We start from the raw sequence: 21,911 nt of genomic DNA on the forward strand, positions 1-21,911 counted from the left end.
TAATATTATTTAAATTTTTATTTAATTATTATCCAAATTTAAGTTAATATTAATTAGGGGGGGGTATAATTGAGCTTTAATTTTATTTTTCTTAAAAAGGATATAAAATGAAATTTAAAAATAATCACGCAGATAAGTTTTTAGATGAGCTGTGGAAAAAGATAGAACAAGGGCTTTTAAATGCTCAAAAAAGTGATATTTGCGAGTTTTTATTGTATCTTTTAAACAAACACGCTGTGGTGCTAGAAAAGAATGATTTTTTACACGAATATAGCCCAAATGAGTTAGCTAGAATTCTAGTTTCTACACCTTCAAAAATCAAAACTATACAAAATAATATTGCTTTTAAATTTATGGATAATGATGAATATAAAGATATTTTTAAAGATTTGATTAAAAAGCTTGGAGATAAAAAAATAGAAATATTTGAAAGCGAAAATAAAGGCAAAATATGTTTTAGTTTAGAGAGTAGAGAACAAAAAAGCATACTTGATGAAAAACTAAAAAAGCTTGGTGGCGCTAAATATGATTTTTCTTTTAATAGCGAACTTGTAAGCATTGATAAGGGCAAGTTTTTAGAGCTTTTAGAAAAAGAAGTTGGCAGTGAAAATATAATAAAAATTGTAAAAAATATATCAAAAAAAGATATAAGCATTGAAAAAGCAAAAGAGTGGATTCAAACTGCTTGTACTTTAAAAGATTTTGTATCTATGATTAGTGAATTAAAACCATTTTTTAGTTAAATTCAAAAATAAGGAGAAAAAATGACAGAACAAACAAGGGCGGTTTTTGAAAACCCAGAGCTTTTAAGAGAAAAACTTAGTATTTTTTTAGGAACACCTAAAAAAGTAGAAATTTACGCTAAGGCGGCTGAAAAGTTTTTTAACACTGGTGGCAGAATCTCACTTAAATTTACGCCTACTTGGTCTTGGTGGGGATTTATTGGCACTATTTGGTTTTTGTTTTATAGAAAACTAAATATGCATGGTTTAGGCTTTTTTGTAGCTTTGGTACTTACAAGCTTTGTGCCACTTTTACCTGCTATTGTAACGATTGCTATACCTATTGCTGGCAAATATTTTGTAATCAAGCGTTTTGAACAAGCATTAGATATGAATAATGATATGATCTTCGTACAAATGTCTGGCGTAGCAAAATGGGCTATATATGTAGCTATTGCTCTCTCGGTAATTGGCGTGATAGTCTCTATCGCTATGTTTTCATTTTTTGGTGCTCTTATGAGCGATTTAAATAGCGTAGATGCATATTAAGAAAGGATAAAAATGACACCTACAGCACAAAATTTTTTAATGTCTTTACAAGGTAAAATTGGAGCAAATGAGCTAATAGCCACACAAGGCAGGCTAGAAAAAATCCCAGATGATAAAATCACAAGCCTAGCATTAGTTGAACTAAAAAGCCCAGTAATTGGGCTTATTTTAGGCTTACTTTTTGGTGGTTTTGGCGTAGATAGATTTTACAAAGGTGATATAGGGCTTGGAATTATAAAATTTCTTTCTATGTTTATTTTAATAGGCTTTATTTGGGTGATTGTAGATTTATTTTTAGTTTATAAAGGGATTCAAAAAGATAACTTTATGAAACTAAATATGGTACTCTCAGGGTATTAGAAGCTAAAATGGATATAAATATTTTTTTGATGACACATATGTCGTATTTTCCAAACAGAATCGATCTTATGAATAATATTAAAGAAAAAGCTAGCTCGCTAAGCGAAGATAAAAAACAAAAGTGACACAAGCACTGGCAATGTATAAGTTTTACAATCCTACTTTAATGACATTTTTAGCTATTCCTTTAATCATAATAGAATGTGTTATTTTTTTAGTAATTCTAGGTTTTGTGGATGATTTTATTATTCGCAATATTTTTGGCTCTAAAATTATTGAAGGTGGTGTTGGGCTTTTTATAGCTCTTGGAGCATTTATTTATGAGTTTTGGAATACTTATAAAAATAAAAAAACTTATAATTACGAGACCTTAATTGCTATCTTAAATGGTGAAGAGGTAAAAAATTCATTTATAAGATCGTATTTTAATATACCTTGCTATAAATTTATTAAAACAGATGCCTACAAACTAGAAGAAAAACAAGCTTAACAAAATGAGAAACAATGAAAAAAATCTTAATTCTAGCTAGTATTTTTCTAGTAAGTAGCGTATTTGCTAAAAATGCACCAGTAAAAATATAAACACAAACAAATAGACTTACACAGGTATTTTTGGTTTTCAAAATATCACATAACAGCATTAGATGATATTGCCATAAATAGCATTACTCTAAATCGTAGCAATTGCAAAGTGGCTTACCCCAATTTTAGCTACAAATTTCCACAAAAAGCTAAATATTTAACCACGGCATTTTATGACAAACTGCAGTAATATTTTAGAAATAACAACTGATGTTGATGGACTAGAGTGGACTTCTTCGCAAAACTAGCTCAAAAAACAGCAAACCCTCTAGTGAATTCTATAAGAAATTCTAAAATTCCCCAAATTTTTCACAATTTTCGGCTATAATTCTGCTAAAATATCATAAAACAAAAGGTAAAAAATGTCATCAATCATAACCCTACGCTCAAAATTACAAAGTATAATCGAAACTAAGGCGTGGAATTACGCCATAATTGCGGTGATTTTATTTAACTCGCTTTTGCTAGGATTAAACACCAGCACCGAGATAAAAGCTAGTTTTGGCGAGCTTTTAAACGCTCTTGATATGCTCTGCCTTGTGATTTTTACCATAGAGCTTGCCCTGCGTATATTTTGCTACCGCCTAGCGTTTTTCACAAATAGCGAGAGATGGTGGAATATCTTTGATTTTTTAATAGTCGCACTTAGCTTTGTAGCTATTGAGTATTCAGTCCTTCGCGCACTTAGAACGCTTAGGATTTTGCGACTCATCTCATCAGTACCAGCTATGAGAGTGGTGGTCGATGCAGTGCTAAAAACAATCCCAGCTATGCTTAGTATTTCAGCCTTGCTTAGCATTTTTTACTATGTTTATGGAGTGCTTTGTGTGGAGTTGTTTGGAGAGAAATTCCCTGAGTGGTTTGGCACACTGCCAAGGGCGTTATATACGCTATTTCAGATAATGACGCTTGAGAGCTGGAGCATGGGGATTGTGCGGCCTGTGATGGAGGTCTATCCATATGCGTGGATAGTTTTTGTAAGCTACATCGTCATTGTGGGCATGATAGCGCTAAATCTCATCGTAGGCGTCATCGTAAATAGCCTAAATGAGCTTAATAAATAGCGTATTTAGCTGAATTTAAAGATAAAAATTAAATTTAGATATTTTGTAATATTCCAAAATTATCAAATTTAAAATTATCAAATTCCTAAATTCCAAAATCTCAAAATATTACAAATCTATCTCAATACAAAGAGTTGCTTACCAACAAAGCAACTAAAATGCCCTTTGGTATGAGAAGTCTATAAGCTCATTTTTGCCTTCACTTGCAGCTGCATATAGAGCGAAATTTGGATTTCTTAAAAGCTCCCTACCATAAGCCACAATATCACAATATCCACCTAAAATCATCTCTTCGCCCTGCTCTTTTGTAGTGATTAATCCTACTCCAATAACTGGTATATTTACCACCTCTTTAATAGCTTTTGCATAATCTGCTTGATACATAGGCTTAAGTTCTGGAACTAGGCTTGGCTTAGTTACCACGCCACCGGCCGATACACTGATATAGCAAGCACCTAGCTCGGCACATTTTTTGGCTATGATTTTGCTATCTTCTATGGTATTTCCGCCCACCTCCCAATCATCAGCGCTAATGCGAACACCAAATGGGATAATAGGTGAAATCTCTTGAGCAATCAAGCTTAGAAGTCGCATTCTATTATCTATACTTCCGCCAAATTCATCATCTCGTTTATTGGTTAATGGGCTTAAAAACTCGCTAATCAAATACCCATGCGCTGCGTGTATCTCTACAATATCATAATTAGCAGCCTTGGCTCTTATAGCGGCATCTTTAAATTTAGTTACAATCTCATAAATTTCTTGAGTGTTTAGCGCCTTTGGATGCTGGTATTCAGGGCTAAAGCATATTCCACTAGGACTTAATATATTATCGCAAGTTCCCTTAGCTCCGGCGTGTCCTAGCTGCACGGCTGTAGTTTTGCAAGTATATTTTTTAATCTCATAATTTAGCTTAGTGTGTGCTTCTATTTGATTATCACTCCATAAGCCTAAATCATTTTTAGATATACAACCCTCTGGTGATACCGCTGTGGCTTCAACGATGATAAATCCAACTCCACCAAGTGATCTAGCCGGATAGTGTAATCTATGAAAACATCGTGGCAATCCACTATAATCCCTAGCCTTATAAACACACATCGGTGGCATAGCTATACGGTTTGGAAGTGTGAAATTACCAACTTTAATAGATTCAAATAATATAGACATTAGTTCTCCTTTAAACATTTTTCTATCGGTATTATTATGCCGTTTTGCTCTTTAGAGACAAAGCTACTGGTGCCAAATTCATAATTAAATTTCGCACTCGTAACATTATAATCTCCGCATTTTATAATCTCTTTTGAGTTAAATTTATACAAAAGCTCATTTATATCAATGCTTCTTTGATTATCCATCTCATTGTATAAAAACCCAACAAAAAATATAGCACTACAAAGCGCTAAAATAGATATCTTGGATTTTAAATTTAATTTATCATTAAACACAGCAAGAAAGATCAAAATAGCAAGGATAAAAACTAAAAAAAGCAAAATTCTCATCTCTCGCCTCTTAGCTGATAGCTGATATCTCCAGCACCAAAGCCGATCACAAGGCCACTAGCTAAGCTATGTTTAACGCCAAAATTATCAAAAAATTCAATACTATTGCCGTTGCGTTTAATGCTATCAGCAAATAAAGCACCCTTAAACTCGCTCTTTAAATCTATATTATTTGGCTCTTCACCAGCGGCATAAACAGGCAATACCACAAGCTCATCAACATCACTAAAACACGCTTTAAATCCATCTAAATTTGCCATTAATCTTGAGTATCTATGTGGTTGGAATATCGCTGTAATGCTCTCAAGTCCAAGCAGCTTTGCATACTCTTTAGCACTTTTTAGAGTCGCTTTAATCTCTGTAGGATGATGACCATAATCATCGATTAAGGCAAACTTTTCATTAGCAACTAAGATATCAAATCGCTTTTTTATCCCTTTAAATTTCTTAAGATTTTCCCTAACTTCTTCAAGTCCCATCATAGAATTAGCCGCCAAAATAGCAAGACTCGCATCCACAGCGATATGCTCTCCCATGCCCCAAGCCTCAAATTTACCAAGTCCTTTGAGATGAAAGCTAGTATATGGCTCATAATTTCTAAGCACCATTTGAAGATTGGTTATATCGCCCTTTTCTAATCTAATAGCGTCCATTTTAATAGTGCTTAAAAACTCATCTTCAGCATTAATAATACGAATCTTAGCCCTTTCTAAAAAGCCCTTATAAGCAGCATGAAATTTCTCAATATCATTATCATAATGCTCCATATGTTCAGGTTCAGCATTTGTAACAATAGCTAAAAATGGATTGGAATTTAAAAAGCTACTATCACTCTCATCAGCTTCAAATATCAAATTATCACTAGCTTCATACTTCATATTTGAGCCAAATTCTTTACTTATAGCACCAATTATAGCGCTACCTTCCATAAGGGCTGCAAGCATAGCTGAAGTTGTGCTTTTACCATGTGCTCCAGCTACAGCAAAGACTCTTTTGCCCTCTAAAATAAATGGCAAAGCCTCCTTCCTTGATAGGCACTCAATGCCACGCTTTCTAGCCTCTACTAATTCCACATTATCGCTCTTAATAGCGGCGCTATAAACGACAAAATCAGGATCTTCTATAGCACTTTTACAGTGTGGTACGGTGATTTTCATACCGCTAGCTCTAAGCTCTTTAGTTATCGCACTATCAGCAATATCAGAGCCACTGATTATAAAATCACGCTCTTTTAAAAACCTAGCAATCGCTGAAATTCCAATCCCGCCAATACCTATAAAATGAACTTTTTTCATATATTTAATCCTAATAACGCTTCAGCTTTTTGACGGAATTTCCATATTGAGCGAGCTTGTGTAATTAGCTTTTTATCTATATCACACATTAGCATTCCCTCATTAGAATCTAAGCTATTTTCAATCTCTCCATTTGGATTTATAAGCATAGTTTGTCCATAAAATTCACTCTCAATATCATCAAATTTAGCCTTGCCTAATCTATTTACACGCACGATATAAAGGTTATTTGTAAGCGCTCTCATCTTCAAAAGCTCATTCCAGCGATTGCTTGAGTTGAGCGTACAAGCACTTGGCAATAGCACGCAATCGACCTTTTTAGCTACAATCTCAGCCCAAATTCGATCAAAATGCGCCTCAAAGCCAAAAACAACCCCAAATTTAATCCTATCAACATTAAAACTCATTATCCCAAAGCTCTCTTTTTTAGAGTAGAATTTCGCTTCATTCCAGTGCGGATAGTCTATTAAGATATTTTGCTCTTCATATTTTGTGCTTTGTGGACTGAATTTAGCTACGACTTTTTTACACTCTTTGCCTTTGATTTGTAAAAGTGGTGCGATAATTGTTAGATTGTATTTACTTGCCATCATTGATAAACTAGTTCGTTTGTGTTCGCTCTGCTCTTTTATCATAGATTTTGGCATTTTAATAATCTCATTAAAAAACGAATTGATCACATATTCACCAAGCACTACTACGCTAGCGCCACCTTTAGCGGCTAAATTTAAATAATGATCGATTCTTGAATCGCTCATAGCCAAAGTATACAACTGTAAAGCTGCTACCTTACTCACTATCTTCTCCTATTTGAGTAATCTCTAGCTTAGCATTTTCTAGCATATCTCTAGCTTCATTTACTAGCTTTAATCCATCTTTATATAGTTTTATGCTATCACTAAGCGCTAAATTCTCATTATTTAAACTCTCTAAAAGCTTCTCAATTTTATCTATTTTATTTTCAAAACTCTCACTCATCTAATGCCTTTTTAATATGTTTTTCTATCTTATCTATCTCGACTAAAAATGCGTCATGTCCATAATCACTATCAACGCATATGTATCTTCCCCTATGCCCTTGACCTATCTTAACTAGCGCTTCATACATCTCAAGCATCAAATTTGGCGGAAACAAAATATCCCCACTAAATGAGATAAATGTTAGCCTAGCACGAGTAAGCATCAAAGCTTCATTAAGTGAGCCGTAGTGCCTAGTACAATCAAAGTTATTCATCATCTTAACAACATATAGATATGATAATGGATCAAATCTTTTAGGGAAGTTATTGCCATTATACTCCATATACCTATCTACTTCAAATCTACCTAAAAGCTCGTATAAACCATCAGTTTCTACATATTTTCTACCAAATTTTTTATCCATTGTAGCAGGACTTAAAAAGCTAATATGCCCAGCCATCCTGCCAAGTGCCATGCCTGTCAAGCCATTTGCTTCTATATCATCTTTATTATAGTAGCCACCTTTGAAATTTGGATCATTTACTATCCCTTCAATAGCTATTTTATTAAAAGCAATAGCCCAAGCTTTAGTAGCGTAAGTAGTAGCTAGCATTATCACTCTTTTGGCGAAATTTGGAAACTCTATAGCAAAGCACAGAGCTTGCATCCCACCAAGACTACCACCGATTATTGCGTAAGCTTCTTTAATGCCTAGCCTATCAAATAACCTCATCTGCGCTCTTACCACATCACTTATTACAAGCACAGGAAAGCGAAGTCTATACTCTTTTTTAGTGCTTGGATCTATACTTAGAGGATTTGTGGAGCCAAATGAACTACCTAAGATATTTACACAGATAACAAAATATTTAGTAGTATCAATAATCTTTCCATCACCTATTACGCCATCCCACCAGCCAGCTTTTCTATCGCCTTCATAAATTCCAGCAGCATGAGCTGAACCAGTAAGTGCATGGCATACGACTATAGCATTGCTTTTATTCTCATTTAATTTGCCATAACACTCATAAGCTAGGTCAAATTCGCTTAAAATTCGCCCACTCTCTAAATGCAACGGCTCATCAAAATGCTCTACAGCTCTATATATTTCCACTAATTTACTCTATAATTTGGTGCTTCTTGAGTTATGATAACATCGTGAGCATGGCTCTCTTTTAGCCCTGCACTTGTGATCTCTACAAACTCAGCCTTCTCTTGGAAGGTTTTAATATCCTTACTACCGCAATACCCCATTGAACTTCTCAATCCACCTACTAACTGATGAATCACATCACGGATCGTCCCAGCGTATGGCACACGGCCTTCGATCCCTTCAGGAACTAGCTTATCTTGAGCAGTACCTTCTTGGAAATATCTATCACTACTACCCCTTGTCATAGCACCTATACTTCCCATACCTCTATAACTTTTATATTGACGCCCTTGAAAGGTTACTAACTCACCTGGACTCTCATCGCAACCAGCAAGTAAGCTACCTACCATAATGCAGCTAGCACCGGCTGCTAAAGCCTTAGCAAAATCACCGCTATATTTGATCCCGCCATCAGCTATAATAGGCACATTAAATTCCTTAGCCGCTTCAGCACAATCGCTAATAGCTGTAATTTGTGGCACTCCAACTCCTGCTACAATTCTAGTAGTACAAATCGAGCCTGGCCCAATACCTACTTTCACTCCATCAGCTCCGGCTTTGATTAGATCTATTACAGCTTTAGGATTTGCTACATTACCTACTATGATATCTACTCCAGTTATTTGAGATTTAATCTCTTTTAAGGTATCTATAATCCCTTTGCTATGGCCATGAGCAGAATCCATCACCAAAGCATCAACCCCAGCTTCGGCTAAAGCTTTAGCTCTATCTATTTGACCAACGCCAATTGCTGCAGCAACTCTAAGACGGCCAAATTTATCTTTATTAGCGTTTGGATACTCTTTGCGTTTTTTAAGATCTTTAATGGTTATTAAACCTTCTAATTTGCCATTTTTATCTACTATAGGTAACTTTTCAACTTTATTTGTAGAAAATATCTTTTGCGCATCATCCAAAGTACATCCCGATGGAGCGGTGATGAGTGGGGCTTTTGTCATCACTTCGCCTACTTTTTTACTATAATTATGCTCAAATCTCAAATCACGATTTGTTAAAATCCCTATTAATACACTATTTTCATCAATTACTGGCACACCTGAAATTCTATAATCACTCATTAACTCCAAAGCATCTTTGATACTAGCATCAGCGGTGATTGATATAGGATCCATTATTACGCCACTTTCACTTTTTTTAACCTTTTTTACCTCTTTTACTTGTGATTCTAGATCCATATTTTTATGGATAACCCCGATCCCACCAAGTCTAGCCATCATAATAGCAGTTCTATGCTCTGTAACTGTATCCATCGCTGCTGATACTACAGGTATATTTAACTCAATATTTTTACTAAATTTAGATCTGATATCTACTTGTTTTGGCAAAATTTCAGAGTATTGAGGCACCAATAAAACATCTTCAAATGTTAAGGCTCTTTTTACTATTTTCATACTATTTTCCTTTTATTATATTCTCTAAGCTTAAAGCTGCGTCTAAAACTGTCTGTTCTTGCCACGCTCCACCAATTAATTGAGCTGAGATATTTAGTCCATTCTCATCATTTGATACTGGCACAGTGATAGCTGGAAGGCCTGCTAAATTCACTCCAATTGTATAAATATCACTCAAATACGCACTCAAAGGATCTTTTAATTCACCAAATTTATATGCCACAGATGGCGCAACTGGCATTAAAATTATATCTACTTCATTTAAAATCTCATCATATTCACGCTTGATAAATGCTCTTGCCTTTTGTGCTTTTATATAGTAAGCATCATAGTAGCCGCTACTTAAAACAAATGTCCCAAGAAGCATTCTTCGCTGAACTTCAGCTCCAAAGCCCTCACCTCTAGTATTCGCATACATCTGCCCTAAGCTATCAGCCTTGGCTCTATTGCCATATCTTACACCATCATAGCGACTCAAATTTGCACTAGCCTCAGCTGTAGCAATGATATAATATGCGGCAATATCATATTTAGAATTAGCTAACTCTTTATAGCAAATTTCATGACCGGCATTTTTTAACTTCTCTATGGTTGAATTTAATGCATCTTTAACTGGAGCGCTTGCTTCATCAACATAGTTTTTAATTACAGCTATTTTTAATTTTCTATTTGGATTTAAATTTAGAGCCACTGGAGTAAAATCTACATTTGCACTAGTGCTATCTAGTTTATCATGTCCAGCAATAACATCATACAATATTGCAGCATCTTCTACATTTTGCGTAATTGGCCCAATCTGATCTAAGCTACTAGAATAGGCACTAAGTCCATATCGACTGACCCTACCATATGTAGGTTTAAAGCCCACACAACCGCAAAACGCCGCTGGTTGGCGTATGCTACCACCCGTATCACTACCAAGAGCCGCTATAGCTATACCGGCTGCTACAGCCGCTGCGCTTCCGCCACTACTTCCGCCTGGAACTCTAGAGTGATCAAGCGGATTTAGCGTTCTACCATAATATGAACTCTCAGTAGTGCTTCCCATAGCAAACTCATCCATATTTGTTCTACCAAATGGAGCTAAACCAGCTAAGATTAGCTTCTCAATTACAGTTGCGTTATATGGTGCTTTGTAGCCTTGTAAAATTTTTGAACAGCTTGTAATTGCCCAATTTTTTACTTGAATATTATCTTTTATAGCAATTGGCACACCAGCAAAACTCTCATCAATTGGACTATTTGTCAATTGCTCAACATATGCACCTATCTCTTTAGTTTTTTCTATTTTATTAATCAGCTCTTTACGAAGTAGCTCTAGATCGCTAGAACTTAACTTCATAGCCTCTTTTAGACTTATCACTCTTTCTCCTTATATATATTAACCAAAACTATTCCTACAGCAGTAACGGCTAGTAAAACTGCAATTGTAACAACTATAGTTATAATCCCAACTGGTTCAGTTAGCACTCATCACCTCAGCACATCTAGGACATAGACACTCATCACTTTGAGCGCTAAATTTCCAGCATCTTGGGCATTTAAATTTAGCCGAACGAGCAACAACGAATCTATTATCACCCACTACAAACTCTGCTAAAATATCACTATCAACTCTAAATACTCCAAAATTACTTACCATATACCAATCAGCTACCTCATCTTTATCAAGAGCCAATATAGAATCACTGCTAGTTTGAATTTCTAATTCTAAAGTAGCTTTAATTAGCTTATCTTTTTTTAGATTGTCAATAATTTCATTAAATTTCTCTTTACTCTCTCTAAGCAATGTATCATCGATTACGCTATCAAATTTAATTGGTTCATAAACTAGATCAAAAACATCGCTTTTGCCATCTTTGATTATACTAGGTGCATACTCCATAACCTCATCTACTGTATATGTAAGAGTTGGAGCAATAAGCGGTAAAAGCGCCTTAGTTATTAAAGCCATAGCAGTTTGCGAACTTGCTCTTTTAGTGCTATTTGCAGCATCGCAGTATAATCTATCCTTGCATATATCTAGATAAATACCACTTAAATCGCCGCTTAAGAAATTTAATAAAATATTAAATCCTTTTGAATACTCATAATTTTTAAAACAGCTACTAACTTCATTAAAGCACGCACTTGCCTTACCTAAAATCCATCTATCTAGCAAGCCAAATTCATAATTAAATTCTTTTAAATCGCTAATATTGGCTAGTAAAAATCTTATAGTATTTCTAATCTTTCTATACTGTTCGGCTACTTGTTTTAAGATATCATTGCCTATTTTTAAATCACTTGAATAATCACTTAAACTAACCCATAGACGCAAGATCTCAACACCAAATTCCTTAGCAACTGCATCTGGAGCTATTACATTGCCTTTGGATTTGCTCATCTTTTCGCCATTTTTATCTACGGTAAATCCATGAGTTAATACGCTTTTATATGGTGCTTTTTCATTTACAGCACAGCTTAATAGTAGAGAACTTTGGAACCACCCACGATGCTGGTCGCTTCCTTCAAGATACATACTAGCACTATATTCACCAGCGTCATAATCACTGCTATTTAACACAGCATTCCAAGTTGAGCCACTATCAAACCAAACATCTAAAATATCGCTAATTTTTTCTAATTCATCAGCCTTAAATTTAGACCCATTAGGCAATAGCTCATCGATACTCATACTCCACCACGCATCAGCACCTTTTTCATCAAAAATCTTAGCTATATGATCTAAAATTTCACTATCAAAAATAACTTCTTTAGTAGATTTAATTCTAAAAAATGCAATTGGCACACCCCAATCACGCTGACGACTAATACACCAATCTGGACGATTTTCTATCATTGATGATATTCTTTTAATCCCAGCTTCTGGATAAAATTTCACACTATTTAACGCCTCAAGAGCGGTCTGACGCAGAGTTTTGCCGCTTAATTTTGGCTCATCCATAGCAATAAACCACTGCTTTGTTGCTCTGTAAATTACAGGTTTATGCGTTCTCCAGCAAAATGGATAACTGTGAGTAAATTTACTTACTTTAACTACTGCATCGTCTAAAAGCTCTATAATTTTCTCATTAGCTTTAAATATATGCATACCTATAAACTCATCTACAACATCTGCTGGCAATAAAGCATTATGTTTTAGCGTCTCATCATATAGCCCAGCCTCATCAACTGGCATTATAACCTCTATACCATATCTAAGACTAGCAAAATAATCATCTTCTCCATGACCAGGTGCAGTATGGACTAATCCTGTACCGCCATCCATTAAGACATGCTCGCCAAGAATAAATTTAGACTCTCTGCCATTAAGCGGATTTATAGCGTGTAAATTTTCTAATTTTTGCGAATTAAACTCACTGATAATCTCTCCACTTGTAATGCCTTGAGCTACTAAAACCTCAAGTAAAGGCTTAGCAAAAATTAATTTCTCTTTTGTAATACAGTAAATTTCATTTGGATTTAAACTAATTGCTTGATTAGCTACTAATGTCCATGGAGTAGTAGTCCATATTACTGCTTTAGCATCTTCAACTCCTATTGCTTTAGACGCTGATTTTGATAATTCAAAAGCTACATATAGACTATAATCTTCTTTATCAGCATACTCTACTTCAGCCTCAGCAAGCGCACTCTTAGCCGCCCAGCTCCAAAATACAGGCTTACTTCTTTCTATTAAAAGACCTTTTTTAGCCACTTCGCATAGGGTTCTATATATATTTGCTTCAAATTTAAATTTCATCGTCATATATGGATCTTCCCAATCCCCTATGACGCCAAGAGATTTAAACTCAGCTTTTTGAATCTCTATAAATTCACTAGCCCAGTCTCTACACTCACTTCTAATAGCTGCGGTACTCATACTCTTTTTTTTATCACCAAGTTTCATCTCTACTTGTTGTTCAATTGGCAATCCGTGACAATCCCATCCTGGAGTAAATCTAACACTCTCTCCAAAAAAGTAGTGAGTTTTAACTATTATATCTTTTAAAATTTTATTTAATGCGTGACCTATGTGAAGGTGACCATTTGCATATGGTGGGCCATCATGAATATTAAAACTCGCAGATGCATTTTGACGAGCTTTTTTCATCTTATCATAGACTCTATTTTTATCCCATTTTGCGTATCTTGCTGGTTCATTTTGTGGCAAATTGCCTCTCATTGCAAAATCAGTAACCGGCAACAAAAGAGTATCTTTATAATCCATATAACACCTTTAATAGTAAAAAATTTTTTGATTTTAGCAAAAAGTATATAAAACTTAAGTAAAAATTGCCAAATTTAATCTATATAAATTTTTATAATTCAAATTTAACCTATCAAATACTATTTTTAAGCAAACTTTTTGATTATTATGATATAATCACCGCTCAATTTTATATACCGCTCAGGAGGTCAAATATGGCTTTAGATACGGCTAAAAAAGCTCAAATAGTTGCAAAATTTGCTAGAAAAAGTGGAGACACAGGCTCTTCAGAAGTTCAAATTGCACTGCTAAGCACAAGAATAGCAGAACTAACAGAACACCTAAAAGTAAATAAAAAAGACTTTAGCTCAAGATTAGGTCTATTAAAACTAGTTGGTCGTCGCAAAAGACTATTAAAATACCTAAAAGCTACTAAATATGAAACTTATACTAAATTAATAGCTGAACTAGGTCTAAGAGATAAATAATTCATAAGCCCTTTTTGGGGCTTTTTTACTTCTATACACTATAAAAATCAATATCTATTAAGCAAAAAAATTGTAGAATACTAGCTTAAATTTAAATTTAGGAATTTTTATGCTAGGAATGGGAATCGGTGAAATATTAATAGTCGCCATTGTTGCTGTAATAGTCTTAGGTCCTGATAAACTACCAAGTGCTATGGTTAATATAGCAAAGTTTTTTAAGATATTTAAACAAACTATAAATGGAGCTAAAAGCACATTTGAACAAGAGATAAAAATAGCCGAATTAAAAGAGGATGCTAAAAAGTATAAAGATAGCTTAACTAGCGGCATAGATGGAGTAAGAAAAAAGCTAACATTTGAAGAGCTTGATGAGTTAAAAAGCAATGTAACTAATATAGCAGGTTCAACACAAAAATCACTAGCTGATATACAAAATGAGATATCAAATTTAAATCCTATAAATAAATTAAATGCTGGTTTTGACTTTAATGATGAAGAAGATCAATCACAACAACCTAAAAATACAATAACTGATAATCCAGCAAATATAAGCAATCCACCAAAACCAAATTTAAGCTCATTAAATAGCATAAATAGCAACCTAAATTCTAACCAAAAAGAGCTAAAAAATGAAATTCAAAACACAAAAGAGGCATAATGTTTGAAGATTTAAGACCGCATTTAATCGAGCTTAGAAAGCGTTTGTTAATTAGTGCATTATCAGTTATAGTATGTTTTATTATATGTTTTAATTTTTGGGCGCCTTTGCTTGATTTTATGACTGCGCCACTTAAGGCTGTATTGCCAGATAATAGCAACATCATATTTACTCAAGTAGCTGAACCATTTTTTACAGCGATGAAAGTAGCATTTTTTGCTGGACTTTTGCTTGCATTGCCTATAATCTTTTGGCAATTTTGGCTATTTGTAGCTCCAGGACTATATGAAAATGAGAAAAAATATGTAATTCCATTTGTGTTAAGCGCTACAATTATGTTTATTGTAGGGGCTGCGTTTTGTTACTATTTTGTAGTGCCTGTTGGCTTTGCTTTTCTTATAAATTTTGGTGGGACACTATTTCAAGCGCTCCCTAGCATTGGGGATTATGTAGGGTTTTTTACTAAGATTGTAGTAGCTTTTGGAATTAGCTTTGAGCTACCAGTTGTCACATTTTTTTTAGCTAAGATTGGTATGATTACTGATGAGAGTTTAAAGGGATTTTTTAGATATGCGATTGTTGGGATATTTATTTTTGCAGCGATTATGACTCCACCAGATGTGCTTAGTCAATTTATGCTAGCTATTCCATTAATTGGACTATATTCTTTATCAATTTTAATAGCTAAAATGGTAAATCCAGCACCAAAAGATATAGATGAAGATGAAGAAGAAATTGATGATGAAAAATAATATATTTGATCTAGATAGTTATGATTATGAGCTTCCCTCTAGCTTAATTGCATCATCTCCAGCTAATCCAAAAGAGAGTGCTAATCTATTAGTGTATCAACGCTCTAACAATAAAATAACGCATACAAAATTTGGTAATTTGATGGAATTTTTACCAGATTGTGATATTATTTTTAATGATACTAAAGTTATCAAAGCTAGAATCTATGGCAAAAAATCCAGTGGCGGAGCTGTAGAGTTATTATTAAATCAACCTTTAGGCCAAGGTAAATTTAGCACTTTAATTAAAGGTCGAGTAAAAGCTGGGACAATTTTAGAATTTGATAATGGGCTAAGTTGTGAAGTTATAGAGCTTTTAGATGAGTATCGAATTGTTAAATTTAATCAAAATGGTAATGAAATTAAAACAGAAAATTTATACCAAATTCTAAATCAAATAGGACATATCCCACTCCCTCCATATATCAAAAGAGCTGATCAAAAAAGCGATGAGATATGGTATCAAAGTATATTTGCTAAAAATGATGGAGCAGTAGCTGCGCCAACTGCTAGTTTGCATTTTAGCCAACAAATGATACAAGATATAAAAAACAAACACAACATCTCATATATTACTCTACACGTAGGAGCTGGAACATTTAAAGGTGTTGAAGTTAGCGATATTAGAGAGCATAAAATGCATAGCGAGATCTATACTATAAGCGATGAGACGATAAATACTATAAATAGCAATAAGCCTATTCTTGGCGTAGGAACGACAGTTACAAGATGTATTGAATACTTTTATAGAACTGGAGTAAAAGATGGACTATGTGATCTATTTTTACATCCAGCTAATCCACCACAAAGACAAAACTATCTATTAACTAATTTCCACTTACCAAAATCTACATTAATTATGTTAGTAGCAAGCTTTGTGGGCTTAGAAAATGTCAAACAAATTTACAAACAAGCTATAGAAAAAGAGTATAAATTTTACTCCTATGGTGATGCGATGTTGGTGATATGATGAGAATTTTATTTTTACTTTTAATGGCTGAATTTGCAATGGCAAATAGCGTAGATATTAAGGAATATGTCGCTTTTAGCGTACTATTTTTCTTTGTAATGCTACTAATCGTAATTAGCAGGAAACCAGTACAAAATAGAAATCAAAAACTAATCCGTACATCAGATAAAAGATTAGCTAAACTAAATTTAAGATTTTTCCATAATAGGCTTGAAAATGGTGATATTATCGAGCGCTTGGGGTTATTTTTTAGAGTACTTCATGATAAAGCTGCGCAAAACCAAAATATCATAATCTTTAACTACCCTCCAAGACAAGCTAGGTATTTTAGTGCAAATTTTAAAGCTATCACAAATGCAACTCATAATATTCTTTGTTTTGTAAATAAAAGCATAAAAAATAGCTCAATTTTATTTACTATCAAACCAACCAAAAATCCAGATGAATATCAAATTTCAATTAAAACTTCAGCTCAAATGAATACTAGTGAGATTATAAGCGCATTAGAATATAAAAATAGAAATATAAATTATAAATTTCTCTCTATCGCTTCAAGCTATGCTGAACAAATCGGTTCAAAGATTGAATTTAGCGTAAAATCCAATAGCTCAATCTTTTCATTTAACGCTACAATGCATCAGCTAAAAGAGCCGCAAATCAGCGAACCAAATGAGCAAAAAAGTGCCTTAGTAGCCTATGAGAGTCAGACTGGATTTTTTGCTCTTGTAGCTGGACTTAGTATTTTTGGGATATATATCCAACCAGAATCAAGCTGGGAGAGTGTTAAAAACCATATAACAGATATGCTTTATAAACCTGATTTTTTATTTATTCAAGCAAAAATTGTTAAAAAACTTCCATATAATGAGTTGAATTTAATCAAAGAGTGGCAAAAGATTAAGGGCTTTAAGATTATTATAATAAGTGATAATTCTCATTTTGATGATGTCGCAAGCAGCTTTGGTGATACAAAACTATACCAACCATATACTATAGATGAGTTAGCTAGCGTAATTTGCTAGCTATTCCATCTCTAGACGCATTAGATACATATCTTCACCGCTAATAACATCTAGCGAATTTGAACCACATTTTGGACAAAGAAATTCATTTTCTAAAAGCACACTTTGAGCACCGCACTCGTTGCATTTAATCGTAATATCTTTTGGATGAATTATAAGCTTAGCATCTGAACAGATTGTATCTGCTTTAAAAGCATCAAAAGCACTTTGTAAATAGTGCGCTTCTACTCCGCTTAATCTTCCTATCTCAATCTCTACTTTATTTATCTTTGTAGCATTATGCTTCATAGCATTTGTCTCGCACAATTTAAATAGATCTTGGACTATAGCTAGTTCATGCATTGACTCTCCTTTTAGCAAATTCTAGGTAGCAACTCACCCTTTGGTGGCTCCATAAATCTAGATGCTCCATAGCTATTTTGTATAATTACATTACCTTTATTACTATCTAAAATCTCGCCGATAGTATTTGCATTTGAGTCAAATTCTCTTAAAATCTCAAGCGCTTTAATCTCATCTTTAGGATCAATAGCTAAAACAAAGGTTCCCTCATTAGCAAGCTCATATGGCTCAAACCCAAGCATCTCGCAAATTCCTATAACCTCATCACTTACAGCGATATTTTCCTCATTGATTTTAATATCATATCCACAAACTTTTGCCCACTCATTTAAGACTGCTGAAAGTCCGCCACGAGTCGCATCTCTCATAGCAAGAGGAGCGATATTAGCATTTAAAAGCGCTTCAACTACATTATTTAAAGGCTTACAATCGCTTTGCAAATCCAAATTTAGCTCATTTCTATTTGCTAAAATCACAGCACCATGCCTACCTACATCACCACTTAAAAGGATTTTCGTACCACCTTTTAAATTCCCCACTCTAGACTCTTTGATAATCTCTCCAATACCTGAAGTATTGATAAAAATCTTATCACAACTCCCCTTACTAACCACCTTAGTATCACCGCAAACTATGCTAACTCCAGCCTCATCAGCCGTGCTTTTCATACTATTTAAGATCTCTTTAAGCTCATCAATACCAAGCCCCTCTTCTATAATCAAAGCGCAACTAATATATCTAGGCTTTGCCCCTACCATTGCTAGGTCATTTATAGTCCCACAAACTGCGATTTTACCGATATCGCCACCTGGAAATTTAGTAGGGCTTACTACGAAGCTATCGGTGCTAAAGGCTATTTTACCACTTAAATTTAAAATCGCACTATCATTACTTTGGGCTAAAATTTCATTATCAAAAATCCTAAAAATCAACCCATTTATGAGTTCATTCATCTCTTGCCCACCACCACCATGAGCTAATAATATCTTTTTCATCTATCCTCTTTTGCTATATTTATAATACGCCGCACAAGCGCCCTCGCCACTTACCATACAGCTACCAATAGGATTTTGCGGATTACACACCTTGCCAAAGACTTTACAATCATACGGCTTAGCCTTACCACGCAAAATTTCACCGCAGATACAGGCCTTAGACTCCTTAGATTCGCCAACTTCTACATTAAAATATTTTTTAGCATCCAAGTAGCTAAACTCATCTCTTAGTCTTAATCCACTATCTTTGATAACGCCTAGCCCTCTCCACTCAAAATCACACGGCTGAAAATATCTATCTATTAGCTCTTTGGCCTTTAAATTACCATCTTTGCTAACCACTCTAGCATACTCATTATAGACCTTATGGGTGCCATTTTCATGCTGATTGACTAAATTTAATATACTATCCATAAGATCCAAAGGCTCAAATCCACTCACCGCAATAGGCGTTTTAAACTCATTTGCTAGCTCTTCATAAATTTTACTACCAGTAATCACGCTCACATGCGATGGACCCAAAAACGCATCGATTTTCACATCTTTATCACTCATTATAGCCCTTACTGGTGCTGGGACTGTGACATGATTTATATGTATAAATAGATTTTGTAAATTCAACTCAACAGCTTGTTTTACTACCACTGCACTCATAGGCGTGGTGGTCTCAAATCCAATAGCAAAAAATACAACTTTTTTATCTGGATTTTCTTTGGCTATTGTGATTGTATCAAGTGGCGAGTATAAAGCCCTGATATCAGCCCCATCAGCCCTAAGCTCGGATAGAGAGCCTTTACTCCCTGGTACCCTTAGCATATCAGCTAAGGTACAAAATATCACCCCATCTATACTAGCAATCGCTATAGCCTCATCAATGCGACTTCTAGGCATTATACACACAGGACAGCCTGGACCGTGGATGAAATTGATATTCTCTCCTACTAATTGTGGTAAGCCAAATTTCATTATACTATGAGTATGACCGCCGCAAATCTCCATGATATTTAATGGCTTTTTGCTTCTTTGCTTGATTATCTGGCTTAAGGCTAAAATCTTATCTTTATCTCTAAAACTATTTATCAAATCCATTAAAATCCTTCATATGTTTGAAATGCTAACTTATAAAGAGCTGTTAAAATATCTTTATCAATCTTTTTAAGTTCATTATAAACGCTATCTTTTTGTAGTTGCAAATGTAGGTTTTGCTTTAGTAGTTTTTCTATAGTTTTAGACAATTGTTCGCAAAGTTTTTTAAAAGCCAATTTATCACCTGTTATAATTTCGTAAAATTTATCAATAGAAATTCTGCGTAATCTTTCATTGCTAGTTTGCCTTTTCCCATCAAGACTGATAACCCAAGGCTCATTTGCTGATTTTTTAGCTATTACTTCTACAAGAGCGCAAATATCTTTGGAATTTTTAGAATTTAAAAGATGATTTTGCATTTTCATAAATGTTTTTTGACTTGATGAACTATTCATGGTATTGTGTTTATTTTTCAGCTCGACAAAATATGAGTTTTTTTCGCCTTTAAATACTATATCCCAGCCACTTTTTGGAACTTCGCAACCTTTAATATACTGAAAAATATTTTGATGAAAATATCTAATAGAGTTATTATTTGATTTATCTCTTTGTCTTTGTAGCTCCAAGGCTATAATTTCTTCATAACTTTTAACATAAATATGTTTATCAAAAAGCAATTTTATAGGATCGATTATATTTGAATTAAATTTTTTCAAATCAATACTTTTTAACACTTCTTGATACTCGTTTAAAGTCTGCAAAACATGTTTTTCAAAGTCTGTTTTTGATATAAAGTCTAAAATAAACTCTCGCCCCACTTCGTTTCTCCATTTAATGATTTAATTATCTCTTTACCAATTTCATAAGCCAAATTCACAGGCACAGCATTGCCGATTTGCTTGTATTGTTCTGCCATACTTCCACAAAACTCCCACTCATCTGAAAAAGATTGAATTCTAGCATTTTCTCTTACGCTAAATGGCCTAATCTCACTTGGGTGACACCTGTCAGTTTGCTTCATTTGCGGTGTTGTAAGCACAGTTAGGCTTGGCTCATCAAAGCTAAGTCGCCTTAAAATTCCAGTTCTACCACCAGCCATATCCCAGCAAGTTTTCATATAAGCTTTAGCAATATTTGGATCTATATCACGCCAATAACCACCAGCAGGCACAAGAGCAAAAACACTAGCTTTTTGCTCTGAGTATTTAGCGCACTGACTTTTTGGGACATTTTGTAAAATATCTCTTAGAACCAGCTTTTTATCGTGCTTTTTAGGAAAAGTAAAAAACACCTTATCTTGCAAATCTTTTCTAATTCCAACTACAATCAATCGCTCTCTTTTTTGCGCCACACCATAATCAAGCGCATTTAGCACTTTATATTCTATATTATAGCCTTGCTCGCAAAAAATATCACAAATAATTTTAAAAGTATTGCCTTTATCATGCGTTAAAAGCCCCTTGACATTTTCAAATAAAAACATCTTAGGTTGTAATTTTTTCAAAAACAAAGCATAATGATAAAATAGAGTCCCCCTAGTATCTTCAAGCCCAAGCCTCTTGCCTGCGTAACTAAAGCTCTGACAAGGCGATCCACCAGATAATAGATCCAACTCTTTGATTTTTATATTAAATTTGCTCTCTAAATCACAAGATGAAATTTCAGCAATATCATCACAAATAACATTCCAATTGGGTCTATTTGCCAATAAAGTTTTAACAGATGATTTATCTATTTCTATCAAACCTATATGGGCAAAACCGGCTCTTTCTAATCCAAGAGCCATACCTCCGCCACCAGCAAATAACTCAATACTTTTAAACATCAA

General features: G+C 34.2%; 24 protein-coding genes. 10 read left to right on the plus strand and 14 right to left on the minus strand.

The window, feature by feature from the left end:
- Positions 1-107 precede the first annotated feature (107 nt).
- From CIGNP103_RS01860 to CIGNP103_RS01880, 5 genes are all read left to right on the plus strand, one after another.
- Complete coding sequence (locus CIGNP103_RS01860) at positions 108-743, plus strand: hypothetical protein (RefSeq protein WP_086232437.1); 636 nt, start codon at positions 108-110, stop codon at positions 741-743.
- Positions 744-764: 21 nt separating this feature from the next.
- Positions 765-1,271 carry a hypothetical protein gene (locus CIGNP103_RS01865; RefSeq protein ID WP_086226460.1) on the plus strand — a complete coding sequence of 169 codons (507 nt, stop codon included), beginning with the start codon at positions 765-767 and terminating at the stop codon, positions 1,269-1,271.
- A 12-nt stretch (positions 1,272-1,283) separates the two neighbouring features.
- Positions 1,284-1,631, plus strand: coding sequence for an NINE protein (locus CIGNP103_RS01870; RefSeq protein WP_086226461.1), 348 nt, complete (start codon positions 1,284-1,286; stop codon positions 1,629-1,631).
- Positions 1,632-1,770: 139 nt separating this feature from the next.
- Entirely contained in the window at positions 1,771-2,121 is a 351-nt protein-coding gene (locus CIGNP103_RS01875; protein ID WP_086226462.1) for a hypothetical protein, read from the plus strand.
- Between the two features lie 454 nt (positions 2,122-2,575).
- On the plus strand, positions 2,576-3,277 hold the full coding sequence (locus tag CIGNP103_RS01880; RefSeq protein ID WP_086268487.1) for an ion transporter: 702 nt from the start codon (positions 2,576-2,578) through the stop codon (positions 3,275-3,277).
- Between the two features lie 153 nt (positions 3,278-3,430).
- On the opposite strand, the gene CIGNP103_RS01885 is transcribed toward CIGNP103_RS01880, so the two are convergent.
- From CIGNP103_RS01885 to ileS, 9 genes are all read right to left on the minus strand, one after another.
- On the minus strand, positions 3,431-4,447 hold the full coding sequence (locus tag CIGNP103_RS01885) for an oxidoreductase (protein ID WP_086268488.1): 1,017 nt from the start codon (positions 4,445-4,447) through the stop codon (positions 3,431-3,433).
- The gene (locus CIGNP103_RS01890; RefSeq protein ID WP_086226465.1) at positions 4,447-4,779 is read right to left on the minus strand and encodes a hypothetical protein; all 333 of its coding nucleotides are present in this window, start codon (positions 4,777-4,779) and stop codon (positions 4,447-4,449) included. The genes CIGNP103_RS01885 and CIGNP103_RS01890 overlap by 1 nt, the downstream gene beginning before the upstream one ends.
- Positions 4,776-6,074, minus strand: coding sequence for a UDP-N-acetylmuramate--L-alanine ligase (murC, locus tag CIGNP103_RS01895; protein ID WP_086268489.1), 1,299 nt, complete (start codon positions 6,072-6,074; stop codon positions 4,776-4,778). Before murC ends, CIGNP103_RS01890 begins: the two co-directional genes overlap by 4 nt.
- The gene (locus tag CIGNP103_RS01900) at positions 6,071-6,871 is read right to left on the minus strand and encodes a carbon-nitrogen hydrolase family protein (RefSeq protein ID WP_086268490.1); all 801 of its coding nucleotides are present in this window, start codon (positions 6,869-6,871) and stop codon (positions 6,071-6,073) included. The genes murC and CIGNP103_RS01900 overlap by 4 nt, the downstream gene beginning before the upstream one ends.
- Entirely contained in the window at positions 6,864-7,052 is a 189-nt protein-coding gene (xseB, locus tag CIGNP103_RS01905; RefSeq protein WP_086226468.1) for an exodeoxyribonuclease VII small subunit, read from the minus strand. Before xseB ends, CIGNP103_RS01900 begins: the two co-directional genes overlap by 8 nt.
- Entirely contained in the window at positions 7,045-8,148 is a 1,104-nt protein-coding gene (gene metX / locus CIGNP103_RS01910) for a homoserine O-acetyltransferase MetX (RefSeq protein ID WP_086268491.1), read from the minus strand. The genes xseB and metX overlap by 8 nt, the downstream gene beginning before the upstream one ends.
- On the minus strand, positions 8,148-9,599 hold the full coding sequence (gene guaB / locus CIGNP103_RS01915; protein ID WP_086268492.1) for an IMP dehydrogenase: 1,452 nt from the start codon (positions 9,597-9,599) through the stop codon (positions 8,148-8,150). The genes metX and guaB overlap by 1 nt, the downstream gene beginning before the upstream one ends.
- A 1-nt stretch (position 9,600) precedes the next feature.
- Positions 9,601-10,962 carry an Asp-tRNA(Asn)/Glu-tRNA(Gln) amidotransferase subunit GatA gene (gene gatA, locus CIGNP103_RS01920; protein WP_086229482.1) on the minus strand — a complete coding sequence of 454 codons (1,362 nt, stop codon included), beginning with the start codon at positions 10,960-10,962 and terminating at the stop codon, positions 9,601-9,603.
- A 96-nt stretch (positions 10,963-11,058) separates the two neighbouring features.
- On the minus strand, positions 11,059-13,812 hold the full coding sequence (gene ileS / locus CIGNP103_RS01925; RefSeq protein ID WP_086268493.1) for an isoleucine--tRNA ligase: 2,754 nt from the start codon (positions 13,810-13,812) through the stop codon (positions 11,059-11,061).
- Positions 13,813-14,006: 194 nt separating this feature from the next.
- On the opposite strand from ileS, the gene rpsO reads away from it, so the two are divergent.
- The 5 genes from rpsO to CIGNP103_RS01950 all read left to right on the plus strand — a co-directional run bounded on the left by rpsO (position 14,007) and on the right by CIGNP103_RS01950 (position 17,720).
- Complete coding sequence (rpsO, locus tag CIGNP103_RS01930) at positions 14,007-14,279, plus strand: 30S ribosomal protein S15 (RefSeq protein ID WP_086224655.1); 273 nt, start codon at positions 14,007-14,009, stop codon at positions 14,277-14,279.
- A gap of 109 nt (positions 14,280-14,388) precedes the next feature.
- Positions 14,389-14,937: a Sec-independent protein translocase protein TatB gene (tatB, locus tag CIGNP103_RS01935; protein ID WP_086224137.1), complete on the plus strand. Its 549-nt coding sequence runs from the start codon at positions 14,389-14,391 to the stop codon at positions 14,935-14,937.
- Entirely contained in the window at positions 14,937-15,689 is a 753-nt protein-coding gene (tatC, locus tag CIGNP103_RS01940) for a twin-arginine translocase subunit TatC (RefSeq protein WP_086226473.1), read from the plus strand. The genes tatB and tatC overlap by 1 nt, the downstream gene beginning before the upstream one ends.
- A complete protein-coding gene (gene queA / locus CIGNP103_RS01945) occupies positions 15,679-16,698 on the plus strand; it encodes a tRNA preQ1(34) S-adenosylmethionine ribosyltransferase-isomerase QueA (protein WP_438939258.1) in 1,020 nt (339 codons plus the stop codon). The genes tatC and queA overlap by 11 nt, the downstream gene beginning before the upstream one ends.
- A complete protein-coding gene (locus tag CIGNP103_RS01950; protein ID WP_086226474.1) occupies positions 16,698-17,720 on the plus strand; it encodes a hypothetical protein in 1,023 nt (340 codons plus the stop codon). The genes queA and CIGNP103_RS01950 overlap by 1 nt, the downstream gene beginning before the upstream one ends.
- On the opposite strand, the gene hypA is transcribed toward CIGNP103_RS01950, so the two are convergent.
- Genes hypA through CIGNP103_RS01975 form a run of 5 tightly spaced genes read right to left on the minus strand, consistent with a single transcriptional unit; the run spans position 17,721 to position 21,908 of the window.
- Positions 17,721-18,062, minus strand: a complete 342-nt coding sequence (gene hypA, locus CIGNP103_RS01955; RefSeq protein WP_086224132.1) for a hydrogenase maturation nickel metallochaperone HypA — start codon at positions 18,060-18,062, stop codon at positions 17,721-17,723.
- A gap of 11 nt (positions 18,063-18,073) precedes the next feature.
- Positions 18,074-19,057: a hydrogenase expression/formation protein HypE gene (hypE, locus tag CIGNP103_RS01960; protein WP_086268494.1), complete on the minus strand. Its 984-nt coding sequence runs from the start codon at positions 19,055-19,057 to the stop codon at positions 18,074-18,076.
- Complete coding sequence (hypD, locus tag CIGNP103_RS01965) at positions 19,058-20,146, minus strand: hydrogenase formation protein HypD (RefSeq protein WP_086224128.1); 1,089 nt, start codon at positions 20,144-20,146, stop codon at positions 19,058-19,060. It lies immediately after the preceding gene.
- Positions 20,146-20,901, minus strand: a complete 756-nt coding sequence (locus tag CIGNP103_RS01970) for an Eco47II family restriction endonuclease (RefSeq protein WP_086268495.1) — start codon at positions 20,899-20,901, stop codon at positions 20,146-20,148. Before CIGNP103_RS01970 ends, hypD begins: the two co-directional genes overlap by 1 nt.
- Positions 20,880-21,908: a DNA cytosine methyltransferase gene (locus CIGNP103_RS01975; protein ID WP_086268496.1), complete on the minus strand. Its 1,029-nt coding sequence runs from the start codon at positions 21,906-21,908 to the stop codon at positions 20,880-20,882. Before CIGNP103_RS01975 ends, CIGNP103_RS01970 begins: the two co-directional genes overlap by 22 nt.
- Positions 21,909-21,911 lie beyond the last annotated feature (3 nt).

This window comes from Campylobacter sp. P0103, assembly GCF_002139545.1.
Taxonomy (GTDB): domain Bacteria; phylum Campylobacterota; class Campylobacteria; order Campylobacterales; family Campylobacteraceae; genus Campylobacter; species Campylobacter devanensis.

Excerpts from the sequence above, each read along its gene's own strand:
- tatB (WP_086224137.1), top strand. The coding sequence starts at position 14,389 with ATGCTAGGAATGGGAATCGGTGAAATATTAATAGTCGCCATTGTTGCT.
- CIGNP103_RS01975 (WP_086268496.1), bottom strand. The coding sequence starts at position 21,908 with ATGTTTAAAAGTATTGAGTTATTTGCTGGTGGCGGAGGTATGGCTCTT.
- CIGNP103_RS01870 (WP_086226461.1), top strand. The coding sequence starts at position 1,284 with ATGACACCTACAGCACAAAATTTTTTAATGTCTTTACAAGGTAAAATT.
- CIGNP103_RS01860 (WP_086232437.1), top strand. The coding sequence starts at position 108 with ATGAAATTTAAAAATAATCACGCAGATAAGTTTTTAGATGAGCTGTGG.
- tatC (WP_086226473.1), top strand. The coding sequence starts at position 14,937 with ATGTTTGAAGATTTAAGACCGCATTTAATCGAGCTTAGAAAGCGTTTG.
- murC (WP_086268489.1), bottom strand. The coding sequence starts at position 6,074 with ATGAAAAAAGTTCATTTTATAGGTATTGGCGGGATTGGAATTTCAGCG.
- CIGNP103_RS01885 (WP_086268488.1), bottom strand. The coding sequence starts at position 4,447 with ATGTCTATATTATTTGAATCTATTAAAGTTGGTAATTTCACACTTCCA.
- hypA (WP_086224132.1), bottom strand. The coding sequence starts at position 18,062 with ATGCATGAACTAGCTATAGTCCAAGATCTATTTAAATTGTGCGAGACA.
- ileS (WP_086268493.1), bottom strand. The coding sequence starts at position 13,812 with ATGGATTATAAAGATACTCTTTTGTTGCCGGTTACTGATTTTGCAATG.
- queA (WP_438939258.1), top strand. The coding sequence starts at position 15,679 with ATGAAAAATAATATATTTGATCTAGATAGTTATGATTATGAGCTTCCC.
- hypE (WP_086268494.1), bottom strand. The coding sequence starts at position 19,057 with ATGAAAAAGATATTATTAGCTCATGGTGGTGGTGGGCAAGAGATGAAT.
- CIGNP103_RS01880 (WP_086268487.1), top strand. The coding sequence starts at position 2,576 with ATGTCATCAATCATAACCCTACGCTCAAAATTACAAAGTATAATCGAA.
- CIGNP103_RS01950 (WP_086226474.1), top strand. The coding sequence starts at position 16,698 with ATGAGAATTTTATTTTTACTTTTAATGGCTGAATTTGCAATGGCAAAT.
- rpsO (WP_086224655.1), top strand. The coding sequence starts at position 14,007 with ATGGCTTTAGATACGGCTAAAAAAGCTCAAATAGTTGCAAAATTTGCT.
- CIGNP103_RS01890 (WP_086226465.1), bottom strand. The coding sequence starts at position 4,779 with ATGAGAATTTTGCTTTTTTTAGTTTTTATCCTTGCTATTTTGATCTTT.
- xseB (WP_086226468.1), bottom strand. The coding sequence starts at position 7,052 with ATGAGTGAGAGTTTTGAAAATAAAATAGATAAAATTGAGAAGCTTTTA.
- hypD (WP_086224128.1), bottom strand. The coding sequence starts at position 20,146 with ATGGATTTGATAAATAGTTTTAGAGATAAAGATAAGATTTTAGCCTTA.
- guaB (WP_086268492.1), bottom strand. The coding sequence starts at position 9,599 with ATGAAAATAGTAAAAAGAGCCTTAACATTTGAAGATGTTTTATTGGTG.
- CIGNP103_RS01875 (WP_086226462.1), top strand. The coding sequence starts at position 1,771 with ATGTATAAGTTTTACAATCCTACTTTAATGACATTTTTAGCTATTCCT.
- CIGNP103_RS01865 (WP_086226460.1), top strand. The coding sequence starts at position 765 with ATGACAGAACAAACAAGGGCGGTTTTTGAAAACCCAGAGCTTTTAAGA.